At 68.0% G+C, this 12971-nt stretch carries 16 protein-coding genes; 7 read left to right on the forward strand and 9 right to left on the reverse strand.

The window, feature by feature from the left end; translation table 11 throughout:
* Positions 1-20: 20 nt before the first annotated feature.
* Positions 21-809, reverse strand: a complete 789-nt coding sequence (locus tag NH14_RS10570; RefSeq protein WP_035526674.1) for a sulfite exporter TauE/SafE family protein — start codon at positions 807-809, stop codon at positions 21-23.
* A gap of 285 nt (positions 810-1094) precedes the next feature.
* On the opposite strand from NH14_RS10570, the gene rarD reads away from it, so the two are divergent.
* Together rarD and NH14_RS10580 are read left to right on the forward strand one after the other, a co-directional pair.
* Positions 1095-1988 (forward strand): EamA family transporter RarD, encoded by an 894-nt coding sequence (gene rarD, locus NH14_RS10575; protein ID WP_035526671.1) that lies wholly within the window; start codon positions 1095-1097, stop codon positions 1986-1988.
* A 59-nt stretch (positions 1989-2047) separates the two neighbouring features.
* Entirely contained in the window at positions 2048-2428 is a 381-nt protein-coding gene (locus NH14_RS10580) for a DUF5594 family protein (protein ID WP_035526669.1), read from the forward strand.
* Between the two features lie 32 nt (positions 2429-2460).
* Here the strand turns inward: NH14_RS10580 and NH14_RS10585 are convergent, their stop codons facing one another.
* The 5 genes from NH14_RS10585 to NH14_RS10605 all read right to left on the reverse strand — a co-directional run bounded on the left by NH14_RS10585 (position 2461) and on the right by NH14_RS10605 (position 6352).
* On the reverse strand, positions 2461-3312 hold the full coding sequence (locus NH14_RS10585; RefSeq protein ID WP_035526666.1) for a sulfite exporter TauE/SafE family protein: 852 nt from the start codon (positions 3310-3312) through the stop codon (positions 2461-2463).
* Positions 3313-3382: 70 nt separating this feature from the next.
* Positions 3383-5074 carry a bifunctional protein tyrosine phosphatase family protein/NAD(P)/FAD-dependent oxidoreductase gene (locus NH14_RS10590; protein WP_035526663.1) on the reverse strand — a complete coding sequence of 564 codons (1692 nt, stop codon included), beginning with the start codon at positions 5072-5074 and terminating at the stop codon, positions 3383-3385.
* An 18-nt stretch (positions 5075-5092) separates the two neighbouring features.
* Entirely contained in the window at positions 5093-5536 is a 444-nt protein-coding gene (locus tag NH14_RS10595) for a DUF6691 family protein (RefSeq protein ID WP_035526660.1), read from the reverse strand.
* A gap of 1 nt (position 5537) precedes the next feature.
* Entirely contained in the window at positions 5538-5993 is a 456-nt protein-coding gene (locus NH14_RS10600; RefSeq protein WP_035526657.1) for a YeeE/YedE family protein, read from the reverse strand.
* Positions 5990-6352, reverse strand: a complete 363-nt coding sequence (locus NH14_RS10605) for an ArsR/SmtB family transcription factor (protein ID WP_035526654.1) — start codon at positions 6350-6352, stop codon at positions 5990-5992. Before NH14_RS10605 ends, NH14_RS10600 begins: the two co-directional genes overlap by 4 nt.
* Positions 6353-6531: 179 nt before the next feature.
* Here NH14_RS10605 and NH14_RS10610 point away from each other — a divergent pair, with 179 nt between their 5' ends.
* Complete coding sequence (locus NH14_RS10610; protein WP_052148060.1) at positions 6532-7431, forward strand: MBL fold metallo-hydrolase; 900 nt, start codon at positions 6532-6534, stop codon at positions 7429-7431.
* Entirely contained in the window at positions 7428-7595 is a 168-nt protein-coding gene (locus tag NH14_RS10615; RefSeq protein ID WP_161790845.1) for a hypothetical protein, read from the forward strand. The genes NH14_RS10610 and NH14_RS10615 overlap by 4 nt, the downstream gene beginning before the upstream one ends.
* Positions 7596-7601: 6 nt before the next feature.
* Here NH14_RS10615 and NH14_RS10620 read toward each other — a convergent pair whose 3' ends face one another.
* Positions 7602-8054, reverse strand: coding sequence for a host attachment protein (locus NH14_RS10620; protein WP_035526651.1), 453 nt, complete (start codon positions 8052-8054; stop codon positions 7602-7604).
* A gap of 285 nt (positions 8055-8339) precedes the next feature.
* Between NH14_RS10620 and NH14_RS10625 the strand changes: the two genes are divergently transcribed.
* Positions 8340-9005, forward strand: coding sequence for a pyridoxamine 5'-phosphate oxidase family protein (locus NH14_RS10625; RefSeq protein ID WP_035526649.1), 666 nt, complete (start codon positions 8340-8342; stop codon positions 9003-9005).
* Positions 9006-9113: 108 nt separating this feature from the next.
* Here the strand turns inward: NH14_RS10625 and NH14_RS10630 are convergent, their stop codons facing one another.
* Both NH14_RS10630 and NH14_RS10635 read right to left on the reverse strand, forming a co-directional pair.
* Positions 9114-9248 carry an entericidin A/B family lipoprotein gene (locus NH14_RS10630; protein ID WP_035526646.1) on the reverse strand — a complete coding sequence of 45 codons (135 nt, stop codon included), beginning with the start codon at positions 9246-9248 and terminating at the stop codon, positions 9114-9116.
* Between the two features lie 158 nt (positions 9249-9406).
* A complete protein-coding gene (locus tag NH14_RS10635; protein ID WP_035526643.1) occupies positions 9407-10513 on the reverse strand; it encodes an MraY family glycosyltransferase in 1107 nt (368 codons plus the stop codon).
* Positions 10514-10673: 160 nt separating this feature from the next.
* On the opposite strand from NH14_RS10635, the gene NH14_RS10640 reads away from it, so the two are divergent.
* Both NH14_RS10640 and NH14_RS10645 read left to right on the forward strand, forming a co-directional pair.
* On the forward strand, positions 10674-11792 hold the full coding sequence (locus NH14_RS10640; RefSeq protein ID WP_035526641.1) for a PLP-dependent cysteine synthase family protein: 1119 nt from the start codon (positions 10674-10676) through the stop codon (positions 11790-11792).
* Positions 11793-11932: 140 nt separating this feature from the next.
* On the forward strand, positions 11933-12967 hold the full coding sequence (locus NH14_RS10645; protein WP_052148059.1) for a glycosyltransferase family 2 protein: 1035 nt from the start codon (positions 11933-11935) through the stop codon (positions 12965-12967).
* Positions 12968-12971 lie beyond the last annotated feature (4 nt).

Genomic DNA, 12971 nt, shown 5'->3' on the forward strand with positions numbered 1-12971 from the left:
CGTTCGGGCTGCCGTGGCGCTCAGGCGAGCACGAGGCGCGCGCCCACGAGGGTGAGCGTCGCGGCGAGCAGGCCGCGCAGCAGCTTTTCGGGTGCGCGCGAGGACAGCATGCTGCCGATCGCGATGCCGGGCAGCGAGCCGCACAGTAGCGAAAGCAGCATCGACCAGTCGATCGAGCCGAGCAGCCAGTGCCCCGCGCCGGCGAGCAGCGTGAGCGGCACGGCGTGCGCCACGTCGGAGCCGACGATGCGCAGCGTGGGCAGTGTCGGATAGAGCAGCAGCAGCACGGTCACGCCGATCGCGCCCGCGCCCACCGAGGTCAGCGACACCAGCACGCCCAGCACCGCGCCCGTGAAGATCGTGAAGAACAGCGTGCGCGCCTCGCTGGGCCCGTGGCGATGGCGCGACGCGAACGCGGCGAGCTGCGGCCGGAAGATCAGCGCGACCGCGGTGATGAGCAGCGCCGCGCCCAGCACCGACTGGATCAGATGCCCGGCGCGCGGTGTGTCCATGCCGTAGCGGTGCAGCAGGATCAGCGTGATGGTGGCCGCCGGCACGCTGCCCGTCGCGAGGCGCAGCGTCACGCGCCAGTCCACCGAGCCCTTGAGCCCGTGCACGAGCGTGCCCGCCGACTTGGTCGCCGCCGCGTAGAGCAGGTCGGTGCCCACGGCGGTGGCGGGGTGCACGTGGAACAGCAGCACGAGGATCGGTGTCATCAGCGAGCCGCCGCCCACGCCAGTCAGGCCGACCAGAAACCCGACCAGCAGGCCGGAGAGCGAATAGAGCGGATCGATATGAGGTAGGACCATCGCGGGCGCGCGCGAAAACGCGCAGCTTTCCTGTTGAAAAGAGAGGGCCGCCGACCGACGGGGCCGCGGGTTCATGCCTCGCGGATGACGCGGCAACGCTCACGCATACCCAAACAGAGCGTAGCGTCAGGCTGGACAGCGGCAAAGGCTGGCGGTGAAAATCCGCTATTGTCGCAAAACCGGCGGATCGGCGCAGGGGTGGTTTGAATCCCCTTGCAAATTCGCGGAATAACATCGCCGGTTGCCTGCACCGCCTCGCCTTGCCTCGCCTCGATAAAACCACTCATGAATCCCGGCATCGCCTACGCCCTGTGCGCCTTCACCATCTGGGGCCTCTTTCCCGTCTACTTCAAGACGCTCCATCAGATTCCCGCGCTCGAGATGCTCGCGCATCGCATGGCGTGGTCGCTCGTGTTCATCGTCCTCGTGCTGCTGGTGCGGCACCGCTGGGCGTGGCTGCGGCCCGCGCTGCGCGACAAGCGGCTCATCGCGCGCTTCGCCGCGAGCGCCGTGCTGCTTTCGGCCAACTGGGGCATCTACATCTGGGCCGTGAACGCGGGGCATATCGTCGAGGCGAGCCTCGGCTATTTCATCAATCCGCTCGTCAACGTGCTGTTCGGCTATGCGTTTTTGCGCGAGCGGCTGCGGGCGCTCCAGTGGTCCGCCGTGGCGGTCGCGGCGCTCGGCGTGGCGTGGCTCACCTGGCAAAACGGCGCGCCGCCGTGGATCAGCCTCGCGCTCGCGCTGACCTTCGGCGGCTACGGCCTGTTGCGCAAGACCGCGCAGCTTGGCGCGCTCGAAGGGCTCGCGCTCGAGACGGTGCTGCTGTTTCCGGTCGCCATCGTCTATCTGACGATCATCGGCATGGCCGGCGCGAGCCATTTCGGGCATGCGTCGCTCGGGATCAAGCTGCTGCTGGTCGCCGCCGGGCCGATCACGGCCGTGCCGCTGCTGCTCTTCGCGGCGGCGGCGCGGCGTATTCCGCTGTCGATGCTCGGACTGATCCAGTACGTCACGCCCACGCTCCAGCTGCTCACCGGGGTGCTCGTGTACGGCGAGCCGTTCGGCTCGGTGCGCGCGATCGGCTACGCGGCGATCTGGGTCGCGCTCGCGCTCTATTCGTTCGAGGGGCTGCGCGCCACCATCATCGCGACACGGCGCGCTCGCGAGACAGTCTGATTCAGGACGCGCAAAACACCTGAAACACCCAAAACACTCAAAACTGGAGACACCCGCGCATGACTAGCGCCGCCGCTTACCGTTTCGAAGTCGAATTCGCGCCGCGTGTCGCTGCTGCGCTCGCGAGCCATTTCGGTCCCTCGGTGCGCGTGGAGGTCGTGCCGGGCGAGGGGCGCGGGCATCCCACGCGCGTGCGTATCCTGGGCGCGCCGAGCGAGCTGCGGCATCCGTATGCGTTTGCGTTGAACGTGTCGCTCACATGGGACGTCGACGAGATCGAGCGCCTCATGGCGCCCGGCGGCGAGACGCGCTTCGAGCATTACCTGGACGCACTGGGGCGCAAGCTGGCCTCGTGGGAGACCGCGCGGCCGCTGGACTTCGCCTCGCGCACCCAAGGCGAGCCGGAAGTGCTGCTGGGCGGGCTCGATTTCGAAGGTTGATGCGGGAGGCGTGCGCGGGTTTTACGCGGGTATCAGATCGTGCCCGCAAGCGCGATCGCATGGACGGCCTTCACGGCCATGCCCAGCGCCACGCAGCCCGCGAACACCGCGAACGACTGCTGCAGCCGCGCGCCGCTCACGTGCCGCGCGAAGCCGCGTCCGCCCAGCATGCCGGCGAGCGCGCCCGCCGCGAACGGTAGCGCGTTGAGCCAGAGCATATGGCCGCTGGCCGCCGATACGGCCACGCCCGCCATCGAGACCAGCGCAATCACCGCGAGCGAGGTGGCCACGATGCCCTGCATCGGAATGTCCGACGCGCGCTTGAGCGCGGGCACGATCACGAAGCCGCCGCCCACGCCGAGCAGGCCCGAGAGAAAGCCGGCCATCGCGCCCGAGAGTGCGAGCGCCCGCGCGCAGGGCGCGGTCCAGTCGAGCTTGCCGCGTTCGAGGTTCAGCCGGCAGGGCAGGTCGGGCGGGCACGGTTCGCTTTGCTGGGCGTGCGCGGCACCGTTTTCCTGACCGCGCTTTTGCCAGAACATGCGCCACGCCACGCGCGCCATCACTAGCGCGAACACGAGCGTGAGCGGCGCGTCCGGCACGCGGTGCGCGACCCACAGCCCGGCGGGCGAGATCACCGCGCCCGTGGCGGCCATCAGCGCGGCGGCCTTGTAGCGCACCGCGCCTTCGCGCAGCGCGAGCAGGGCGCCGATGCCCGCCGCGAGCGCGACCGCGAAGAGCCCGATGGGTGCGGCCTGCGCGACCCCGAGCCCGAGGCCGAACACGAGCAGCGGCACGGCGACGATGGCCCCGCCCGCGCCCGTAAGCGCGAGGATGAGCCCGACGACCGAGCCGAGCGCGGCGCTGGCGAGCGTGGTGGCGTCCATGGGTGGCGATCTCCTCTTTCTGTCGCGGTTAGCGCATCAGCGCCTCAGTGCTGTGCTTCAGTCCTGTGCTTCAGTGCTGCGCCTCGGATGCCTGCGCCCCGGTGAACCACTCGCGGCCCTTGAGCATGCCGCTCCAGTAAAAGCGCGGCAGCAAGCTGGCCTTGAGGAACCACATGAGCCGGCGCGGCCGCGTGGGTTCGAGCGCGAAGGTCGGCAGCAGCTTGCCGCCGTAGCCGAATTCGGCCAGCACGACCTTGCCCTTCTCGACCGTGAGCGGGCACGAGCCATAGCCGTCGTAGCGGTAGCGCGGCGGCTGACCCGCGCGCACGGCGAGCAGGTTCTCCGCGACGATCACCGCCTGCTTGCGCGCCGCTGCCGCGGTCTTCGCGTTGGGCGCCGAGCACACGTCGCCGAGCGAGAACACGTTGAGCCAGCGCGGATGCTGGAGCGTGGCGTGATCGACTTCGCACCAGCCCGTCGCGTCGGCGAGTTCGCTGTCGCGGATGAAATCGGGCGGCACCTGCGGCGGCACCACGTGAATCATGTCGAAGCGCTTTTCGATGCGCGTGACGTTGCCGTCGGCGTCCTTCGTTTCGAAGGTGGCGCGGCGCGCGGGGCCATCGATGGCGACCAGATTCGACGTGAACGCGAGCTTCGCGTCGTAGCGCTTCACGTACTCCATGAGCGGCGGCACGAAGGTCGGCACGCCGAACAGCGCCGCGCCGGCGAGATCGAATTCCACGTTCACCTTGTCGAGCACGCCGGTTCTGAGCCAGTGATCGCAGGCCAGGTACATGGCCTTTTGCGGCGCGCCCGCGCATTTGATCGGCATGGCCGGCTGCGTGAAGAGCGCTGTGCCGCCGCGCATCTTCTGCACGAGCTCCCACGTGTAGGGCGCGAGCTCGTAGCGGTAATTCGAGGTGACGCCGTTCTGGCCGAGCGTCGCTTCGAGCCCGTCGATGCGCTCCCACGCGAGGCGCAGCCCCGGCGCGACGATGAGCTGGCGGTACGCCAGGGTCTCGCCGTTCGAGAGCCGCACGCGATCCGCATGCGGCTCGACGCGCTCGGCCGCCGCGCGGATCCACGTCGCGCCGCGCGGGATCACGCTCGCCATCGGGCGGCGGGTTTTCTTCACGTCGAAGGCGCCGCCGCCCACGAGCGTCCACGCGGGCTGGTAGTCGTGGTGATCCCTGGGCTCGACGATCGCGATGCTCAAGCCCGGCTGGCGGCGCAGCAGGCTCGCGCACACGCTGATGCCCGCCGACCCTCCGCCGATCACGACGACGTCCCAGCGCTTGCCCGCGCCGCTCGATGCGGCGGTCTTGTCGCCGCTTTGCGCGGCGTTTTTGTCCGCGGTCTTGTCCGAATCCCATGCGGCCGCCGCCGGGTGGCCCGCCTCGACCGGCGCAGGGACCGGATGGGCCTGCGCGCCCGCCTGCGCGAACTGCCACAGATTGGTCGCGCGGTTGCCGGTGCGGCAGTACCCGAGCACGGGCGCGGGCATGTCGGCGAGCAATTGCTCGAAGCGGGCGATTTCATCGGGGCCGATCTTGCCGGGCGTGATGGGCAGATACGCGAATTGCAGTCCGAGCTGCTTGGCGGCCTCGCGGATCTGAGCGGAAGCCGGTTGCGACGGGCCGCCTTCGCCATCGGGCCGGTTGCAGATGATCGAGCGGTAGCCCGCTGCGGCAATTTCGGCGAGGTCGGCGGGCGTGATTTGTGCGGCGCTTGCGAAGCGCGCGTCGTGTTGCACGATTTGCATGGACTCGGTAACTCCTGACTAGCGTGAAGATTGACGGCGCTGCGCGGCGATGCGCTCGAAAACGGCAAAGAGCGCCATGCCCGCGAGCATCGCGGCCACGAAGAGCCACGCGCGCGGTTGGCCGCTCGCGGCGCTGACGAGCGCGGGGCCGGGGCAGAAGCCCGCGAGGCCCCAGCCTGCGCCGAACACGAGCGCGCCGGCGATCAAGCGCGGGTCGATGCGGCTTGCCGTGGGCAACTGCATGGGCGCGCCGAGCACGCTGGTGGAACGCGCGCGCGCGAGGCGAAAGCCGATGCTCGCGATGGCGATGGCGCCCACCATCACGAAGGCGAGCGAGGGATCCCAGCGCCCGGCCAGATCGAGAAAAGCCAGCACCTTGGCCGGGTTCGCCATGCCCGACACGATCAAGCCGAGGCCGAAAAGCAGGCCGCTCGCGAAGGCGGCGAGGTTGCGCAGGCACATCTCAGCCTCCCGCCAGGTGGCGCACCGCGTACACGGTGACGAAACCGGCGGCCATGAATACGCCGGTGGCGGCGAACGAGCGCAGCGAGCCGCGCGCGATGCCGCACACGCCGTGACCGCTCGTGCAGCCCGAGCCGTAGCGCGTGCCGAGGCCCACCAGCAGTCCTGCGACGATGAGCGTGGCGGGCGAGGCGGCGATGGTGGGCGACAAGCCCGCGCTGCCGGCTCCGAAGACGAGCCGCCAGAGCCACGGCGCGGCGGCGAGGCCCGCGACGAACGCGACGCGCCAGGCGCGGCCCCCGGGTTCCGTGCGCGCGCCTTGCAGCAGCGTGCCGACGATGCCGCTGATGCCCGCGACGCGCCCGTTGCAGAGCACGAGAAGCGCGGCGGCAGCGCCGATCATGAGGCCGCCCGCGAGGGAAGCGAACGGCGTGAAGTGGGCGAGGTCGAGGTTCATGCCGAGGGCTCCGAACGTGCCGCAGTTGCTGCAGTTGCCTTCAACCTGCCGCAGTAGAGACTTGAAAGCGTCTGCATGACCTGGATGACCTCGTGGCTCGCGAGGCGATAGTAGATGTACTTGCCTTCGCGGCGCGTCTCGACGAGGCCTTCCTCGCGCAGCACGCCGAGATGCTGCGAGAGGCTCGGCTGATGCACGCCGACGAGCGCTTCGAGCTCGCCCACGTTGCGCTCGCCTTCGGTGAGCTGGCACAAGAGCAGCAGGCGGTCTTCGTGCGCGAGCGCCTTGAGCAGCGCGCAGCACTTCTCGGCGGATTCGCGCAGCGCGTCGCGCGCTTCAGAGGTGAGCGATGGGTTCATAGGTAAGGGCGTTGAATACGCAATGGGGCGATGGGCACACATGCTGACGTGTGCCAGCTGACAGTTCATTGACAAACATTATATCGATTAATAATATGTTGATCAATAAATCGTAGGTCGGGCGAAACCAGCAGTCGACCTGCGCAACTCATCCATTCCCAGGCCGCATGGAGTTCCCAATGTCCGAGTCCGCCCCCACTTCTGTCCCCGTGGTTACGCATGCCACGCTCGTCGAGCCGTTCTTCGACCCGGCCACGTCCACCGTCACCTACGTGGTGCATTCGGGACGCGGTTCGGCGTGCGCGATCGTCGATCCGGTGCTCGACTACGACCCGAAGTCGGGGCGCACCTCCACGGAGTCGGCCGACCGCGTGGCCGCGTTCGTGCGCGAGCACGGTCTCTCGACGCAATGGCTGCTGGAGACGCATGCGCACGCGGACCATCTATCGGCGGCGCCGTACCTGAAGCAGCAACTGGGCGGCAAGATCTCGATTGGCGAGCACATTCGCGACGTGCAAGGTGTGTTCCGCGCGGTCTTCAACCTTGGCGCGACATTGGCCGCCGACGGCAGCGAGTTCGACCACCTCTTCAAGGACGAGGAGCGCTTCGAAGTCGGCCCGCTAGCGGCGCGCGCGATGCACGTGCCGGGCCACACGCCTGCCGACCTCGCGTACCAGATCGGCGACGCGGTGTTCGTGGGCGATACGCTTTTCATGCCCGACGTGGGCTCGGCACGCTGCGACTTTCCGGGCGGCGACGCGCACACGCTGTACCGCTCGGTACGCAGGCTGCTGGAGTTGCCGGGCAAGACGCGCCTCTTCATGTGCCACGACTATCCGCCCGAGTCGCGCGGCCCGTGCTTCGAAACGACGGTGGGCGACCAGCGCCGCGCCAATATCCACCTGCACGACGGCGTGACCGAGGAAGCCTTCGTGCAGATGCGCACAGCGCGCGACCGCACGCTCGCCATGCCCAACCTGATCCTGCCGTCGATCCAGGTGAACATCCGTGCAGGGCGCATGCCCGAGCCCGAGGACAACGGCGTGCGCTATCTCAAGATTCCGTTGAACGCGCTTTGAGTGCTCGCATCGCTCGCACCATGCGCGCGCTCGGCGAAGCCTTCGACGCGGGGCGCTTCGTTGCGCCGGTGGTGGCGGCACACTTTCCGCGCGAACGCGCGCGTGAAGCGTATGAGGCGGTGGCGGCGGCCACGCATGGGCGCGTGGCGATCAACCTCGGCTGACGCGCCTCAAATCTGCGCCCGTACGAAGCGCTCCGGAAAATGCGTGCGCAGCGTGCGCGCGTCAAGCAGCGCGAGGTCCTTGTCGAGTTCGAGCGTGACGAGGCTGCGCGTTTGCGCGTCGAGCGCCTTGCGCAGCGCGCCGAGGAACGCCGGCGGAGCGGCCAGCACGAGCGTGCCGTAGCGGCCCGCGTGGCGCGCCTGGCCCAGCGTGGTCGCGACCTGCGCGGCGAACAGGCTGGTCTCGTGTTCGTGATGCGTGGTGTCGGGATCGCTCTGCTGGCGGCCGGCGGTGGCGCGCTCGGTGCGCCCCGAACGGTCGGTCACGAGGCTCTGCTCGCGTACGCGGCTTTCGGGATGGAGCAGGGTTTCGATTTCCTCGATGGCCCCTTGCGGGGTTTCCGTCGCGAAGATGCGCGCGGTCACGCGGTTGGCGACGACGACCCAAATCATGTTCGACATGCGTGTCTCCCTGCCAGTGCCTCGGCGCAATGAACGGCCGAAGCGGTGAGTGGACTCGCGCGGCGCGGCGCGAGTTTCAAGGGTAGCGCGTTCGCGGATTGCGGTGGCGCGATATGCGCGAGTGCCGCATCGGACGCGCCTCCTTCCGCGACACGTGGGCGGCACGTTGGCGGCATCTCCGCATCCTTCCGCATTTCGGGAGGATGATTCCAGGCGATGCCGGATTCTGTTTCCGTGCGGAAGGATCTATCTTGCAGGCTCCAGAGTGCAGTGAAGGAGCAACAGATGGATACGTCCGCAATCCGCTATCCGAGCGATGTCGCGTTCACGCCCACCGTGAAGGCCATGCAGGCGCGCCTTGGCTCGCGCGAGCTCTATGCGCGCATGGAAACGCAGCGCGGCTTTGGCACCGACCTCACGCCTGATGTGGGCGCGTTCATCGAGGCGCAGCGCAGCGTGTTCCTCGCCACCGCGAACGCCGACGGCCAGCCCTATATCCAGCATCGCGGCGGGCCGGCGGGCTTCTTGCAGGTGCTGGACGCACGCACCATCGCGTTCGCGGACTTCATCGGCAATCAGCAATACATCACGCTCGGTAATTTGACGGACAACCCGAAGTCGTATCTGTTCCTGATCGATTACGCGCGGCGCAGGCGCATCAAGATCTGGGGCGAGGCGCGCGTCCAGGAGGATGCGGCGCTGGTACAGCGGCTCATGCCGGCGGGCTACAAGGCGCGCGCCGAGCGGGCGATCCGCTTCACGGTGACGGCGTGGGACAGCAACTGCCCGCAGCATATTCCGCAGCGCTTCGACGCGCAGGACGTGAAGGCGGCGCTCGATGAGCGCGATGAGCGGATCCGCGAGATGGAGACGGCGGCGCAGCGGCGCGAGGCGCGCGTGCGGGAACTGGAAGCGGAAGTGGCGCGGCTGCGGGAGTTCGCGCGCGGCTGAGGGTCAAACGGGCTGCAAAGTACGCCAATACGCACGCAAAAACGAGCCGAACCGGCGGCAAACCGCGCTCAGGCGTTGTTTGCTGCCGGTTCCGGCGCTCCAGCGGGCTTACTTGGCTTTTTCAGCCGAATTCGTGATGGCGTTGCCGCCCTTCGAAAGGTCCTGGCCGAAGCCGGCCATGGTGTTGCAGGCGGCCAGCGTGACAGTGAAGAGAGCGAGAGCAATCGCGAGATAGCGGCGCATTCTGGTTTTCCTTTTATGTTACGACGACGGATGACGACGAATGTTCGGGCGCTCGCTGGTTGCTCCGGCGGGGCCAGCGCGGCGCGTGGCGGAATTGTACGTGCGATCCGGGGACGTATGCGTAAGCACATATTTCCGCGGCATTTGCCCCTGGTGGTTCAGATCCGCCGCTGATGCTTGCGCACCACGAGCCACTTGGGCGAGCGAAACCGCACGATGCTCACATAGAGCCAGACGTAAGTGAGCGCAAACACCACCACGAAGCAGAACAGGTGCAGCGTGTGGCGCCAGAACAGCGTGGCCGGAATCACGGCCACGAGGCACAGCAGCCACAGATAAGGCGAGGTGAGCGAGTTGCGGCGCGTGAGCTCGCGCGCGGTGCGCGCGCCCACGGCCCAGCGCATCAGCCGCTTGTAGACGAGCATGTGCAGGTGCACGCCGTCGGGAATGCCCGGCGACATGCCGCGCACGAACTTCTTCCGGTAGATCGAGAAGCAGGTCTCGAAGATCGGGTACATGAAGAGCAGCACCGGATACCACGCCGAGACGTCGCGGTTGCGCATCACGAGCAGGATCGCCAGTTCGCCGAGCATGAAGCCGATGAAGTACGCGCCGCCGTCGCCGAGAAAGATCAGGCCGGCCGGGAAGTTCCAGATGAAGAAGCCCAGCACCGCGCCCATCATGATGAACGAGGCCGAGAGCACGACCGCGTCGTGCACCTGGAACGCCACATAGGCGAGCGAGGCGAACATCATGAACGCGACCATCGAAGCGAGGCCGTTGAAACCGTCGATGATATTGATCGCGTTGGCGAGCGCCGCCACGGCCAGCACGGTGATGACGCAGGAAATGGCCGCGTACGAAAGCAGGAAGTCGAGCGGCGGCACGCTGATGCGCGTGACCGCGATGTCGAGCAGGAAATACGCGAGCGCCGCGGCGGCCATGGTGCAGATCAGGCGCGCGAGCGGCGAGACTTTCTTGGTGAGGTCCTCGACGAGGCCCGAGGTGAACGCGGGCAGCCCGCACGCGACGATGCCGAGGATGCCGCCCGACACGGCCGGATAAGTGAAATGCAGCTGCGCCGCCGCGACCACGAGCCCGACGAGGATGCCGGCGCCGCCGATGCGCGGCACGGGGCGCGCGTGGAATTTCTGCACGCCCGCGAGGTCGGAGTCGACGGAGAATTTTTCATGCAGATGCGCGTAACGCACGATCAGCAGCGTGACCAGCAGCGAGACAAGAAAGCCGAGTGCGAAACTAAGCATGAAAGGTGAACGCAGGGCAGGAAGAGGGAATCCACGATTATACAAAGGCGGCGTGGCGCGCCCGGTGCGCGGCCTGTGCCGAATGTGCGAGCGCAGCTTCAAAACCCGGCGCGCACCCTTGTGCCATGATGGCCGGACCTTCATTCGACGGAATCCGCCCATGCCCCATTCCGCCTGGGTCCGCGAAGCGATCCGCAAGATCGACGCGGACTTCAACCGCTCCGCCGACACGCATCTCGTGCCGCTCGACCTGCCCGGCTACCCCGATCTGCGTTTCTATCTGAAGGACGAGTCGAGCCATCCCACCGGCAGCCTCAAGCACCGGCTCGCGCGTTCGCTGTTTCTCTACGCGCTGTGCAACGGCTGGCTCCACGAAAAAAGCACCGTGGTGGAGGCGTCGAGCGGCTCGACCGCGATTTCCGAAGCCTATTTCGCGCGCCTGCTCGGGCTGCCGTTCGTCGCGGTGATCCCGGCCAGCACCTCGCGCCAGAAGATCGAGGAGATCGAGTTCTACGGCGGGCGCTGCCATCTCGTGAACAAGGCCTCGGAGATCTACGAGGAGTCGCACCGCATCGCGCAGTCGCTGGGCGGCCACTTCATGGATCAGTTCACCTACGCCGAGCGCGCGACCGACTGGCGCGCCAACAACAACATCGCCGAATCGATCTTCAGGCAGATGGCGGCGGAGGAATATCCCGTGCCGGCGTGGCTCGTGTCGAGCGGCGGCACCGGCGGCACGATCGCCACGCTCGGGCGCTATGTGCGCTACACGCGGCACCTCACGCGCGTGCTGTGCGCCGACCCCGAGAACTCGGTGTTCTTCGACTATTTCCGCAGCGTGCTGGCGGGCCGTCCCGAGCCCGGGCTCACGCACGACACCGGCTCGCGCGTGGAGGGCATCGGCCGCCCGCGCGTGGAGCGCTCGTTCATTCCCACCTGCATCGACGCCATGGTGAAGGTGCCCGACGCGCTCTCGTTCGCGGCCATGCGCTACCTGGCGGGACGGCTTGGCAAGCGTGTGGGCGGCTCGACGGGAACGAACTTCGTCGGCGTGCTGTGGCTGGCCGAGCGCATGAAGGCGCGCGGCGAGTCGGGCTCGATCGTGAGCCTCTTGTGCGACAGTGGCGAGCGCTACCGGTCGACCTATTACGACGACGCGTGGTTCACGGATCAAGGCATCGATCTCGCGAGCGCCGAGGGGTGGATCGCGCGGGCCGTGAACGGCGAGCCGGTGTTCGCCTCGAGCGGGGCGGGCGGGGTGCAGTCCGCCGGGCTGTAGCGCGAGCCATAAGGCGCGGCGTGCGCGCGTGATAGTATGGCGCGCCCGCGCCGGGTCGGGAGCCCCGGAAGCCCATCGTCGGCCCTATCCAACCCCGCGCTCAAACTCATACGCCCGCGCTCGCGGGCTCGTCATTGCCGATGCCTCAGGATCACTCGCAAGATCAAGGACCCGCCGAACGCAGTGAGCAACGCGTGAACGACGCTTCGCGCCCGCTCGTCTCGATACTGCTGATTGCCTACAACCAGGCGAGCCTCGTTGGCGACGCCATTGGCGGTGCGCTGGCGCAGACTTACTCTCCGCTCGAAATCCTGATCTCCGACGATTGCTCGACCGACGGCACGTGGGCCGCCATCGAAGCGGCTGTGCGCGACTATCGCGGCCCGCATCGGCTCGTGCTCAACCGCAATGAGCAGAACGTGGGCATCAGCGCGCATCTCTCGAAGCTCGCCGCCATGAGCCAGGGTGACCTTCTCGTAGTAGCCGCCGGCGACGACGTCTCGGTGCCCGAGCGCTGCGCGCGCCTCGTCGATTGCTGGAACGCGCTGGGGCGGCGTCCGGACCTCATCGCGTCCGACCTCGAAGAATTCGAGAGCGCTGCGGGGCAGGCGGGCCGCATCGCCCCCACCGACCTCGACCAGTACAAGAATTTCGACGACTGGGCGCGCGAGCGCCCGTGGCTGGTGGGCGCGGCGCACGCATGGTCGCGGCGCCTGTTCGAGCGCTTCGGGCCGATGCTGCAGGGCGCCATGGCCGAAGACCAGATCATGACGTTTCGCGCGGTCATGTCGGGCGGCGCGCACAGCCTGCGCGAGCCGCTCGTGCGCTACCGGCGTGGCGGGCTCTCGGGCAAGAAGCGCTATCGCACCGTCGAGCAGTTCATCGCGCGCGTGAAGCTCACCACGGCGTTCGGCCTGGTCGAGTCGGAGCAGTTTCAGCGCGACGCGCAGATCGCGGGCGTGGGTGAGCCGATGCGCGCGCTGCTCGTGCCCAAGCTCGCGCGCGAGCACTACGCGCGCGACGTGTTCGCGGCGCGCGGCTTCGGCGCGAAGCTCGCGCTGATGCTGCGCACGCCGGGCGTAAAGATGGGCTTCAAGATCCGCATGTTCCTCTACGCCGCGTGTCCCTGCGCGTACCGGCCGTTTTTCGCGCTGCGCAATTTCGTGAAGCGTTGACGCC

This window comes from Paraburkholderia sacchari (assembly GCF_000785435.2).
Taxonomy (GTDB): Bacteria; Pseudomonadota; Gammaproteobacteria; order Burkholderiales; family Burkholderiaceae; genus Paraburkholderia; species Paraburkholderia sacchari.

Bases quoted from the DNA above. Each gene is read 5' to 3' on its own strand.
- NH14_RS10570 (WP_035526674.1), bottom strand. From the start codon at position 809: ATGGTCCTACCTCATATCGATCCGCTCTATTCGCTCTCCGGCCTGCTG.
- rarD (WP_035526671.1), top strand. From the start codon at position 1,095: ATGAATCCCGGCATCGCCTACGCCCTGTGCGCCTTCACCATCTGGGGC.
- NH14_RS10580 (WP_035526669.1), top strand. From the start codon at position 2,048: ATGACTAGCGCCGCCGCTTACCGTTTCGAAGTCGAATTCGCGCCGCGT.
- NH14_RS10585 (WP_035526666.1), bottom strand. From the start codon at position 3,312: ATGGACGCCACCACGCTCGCCAGCGCCGCGCTCGGCTCGGTCGTCGGG.
- NH14_RS10590 (WP_035526663.1), bottom strand. From the start codon at position 5,074: ATGCAAATCGTGCAACACGACGCGCGCTTCGCAAGCGCCGCACAAATC.
- NH14_RS10595 (WP_035526660.1), bottom strand. From the start codon at position 5,536: ATGTGCCTGCGCAACCTCGCCGCCTTCGCGAGCGGCCTGCTTTTCGGC.
- NH14_RS10600 (WP_035526657.1), bottom strand. From the start codon at position 5,993: ATGAACCTCGACCTCGCCCACTTCACGCCGTTCGCTTCCCTCGCGGGC.
- NH14_RS10605 (WP_035526654.1), bottom strand. From the start codon at position 6,352: ATGAACCCATCGCTCACCTCTGAAGCGCGCGACGCGCTGCGCGAATCC.
- NH14_RS10610 (WP_052148060.1), top strand. From the start codon at position 6,532: ATGTCCGAGTCCGCCCCCACTTCTGTCCCCGTGGTTACGCATGCCACG.
- NH14_RS10620 (WP_035526651.1), bottom strand. From the start codon at position 8,054: ATGTCGAACATGATTTGGGTCGTCGTCGCCAACCGCGTGACCGCGCGC.
- NH14_RS10625 (WP_035526649.1), top strand. From the start codon at position 8,340: ATGGATACGTCCGCAATCCGCTATCCGAGCGATGTCGCGTTCACGCCC.
- NH14_RS10630 (WP_035526646.1), bottom strand. From the start codon at position 9,248: ATGCGCCGCTATCTCGCGATTGCTCTCGCTCTCTTCACTGTCACGCTG.
- NH14_RS10635 (WP_035526643.1), bottom strand. From the start codon at position 10,513: ATGCTTAGTTTCGCACTCGGCTTTCTTGTCTCGCTGCTGGTCACGCTG.
- NH14_RS10640 (WP_035526641.1), top strand. From the start codon at position 10,674: ATGCCCCATTCCGCCTGGGTCCGCGAAGCGATCCGCAAGATCGACGCG.
- NH14_RS10645 (WP_052148059.1), top strand. From the start codon at position 11,933: ATGCCTCAGGATCACTCGCAAGATCAAGGACCCGCCGAACGCAGTGAG.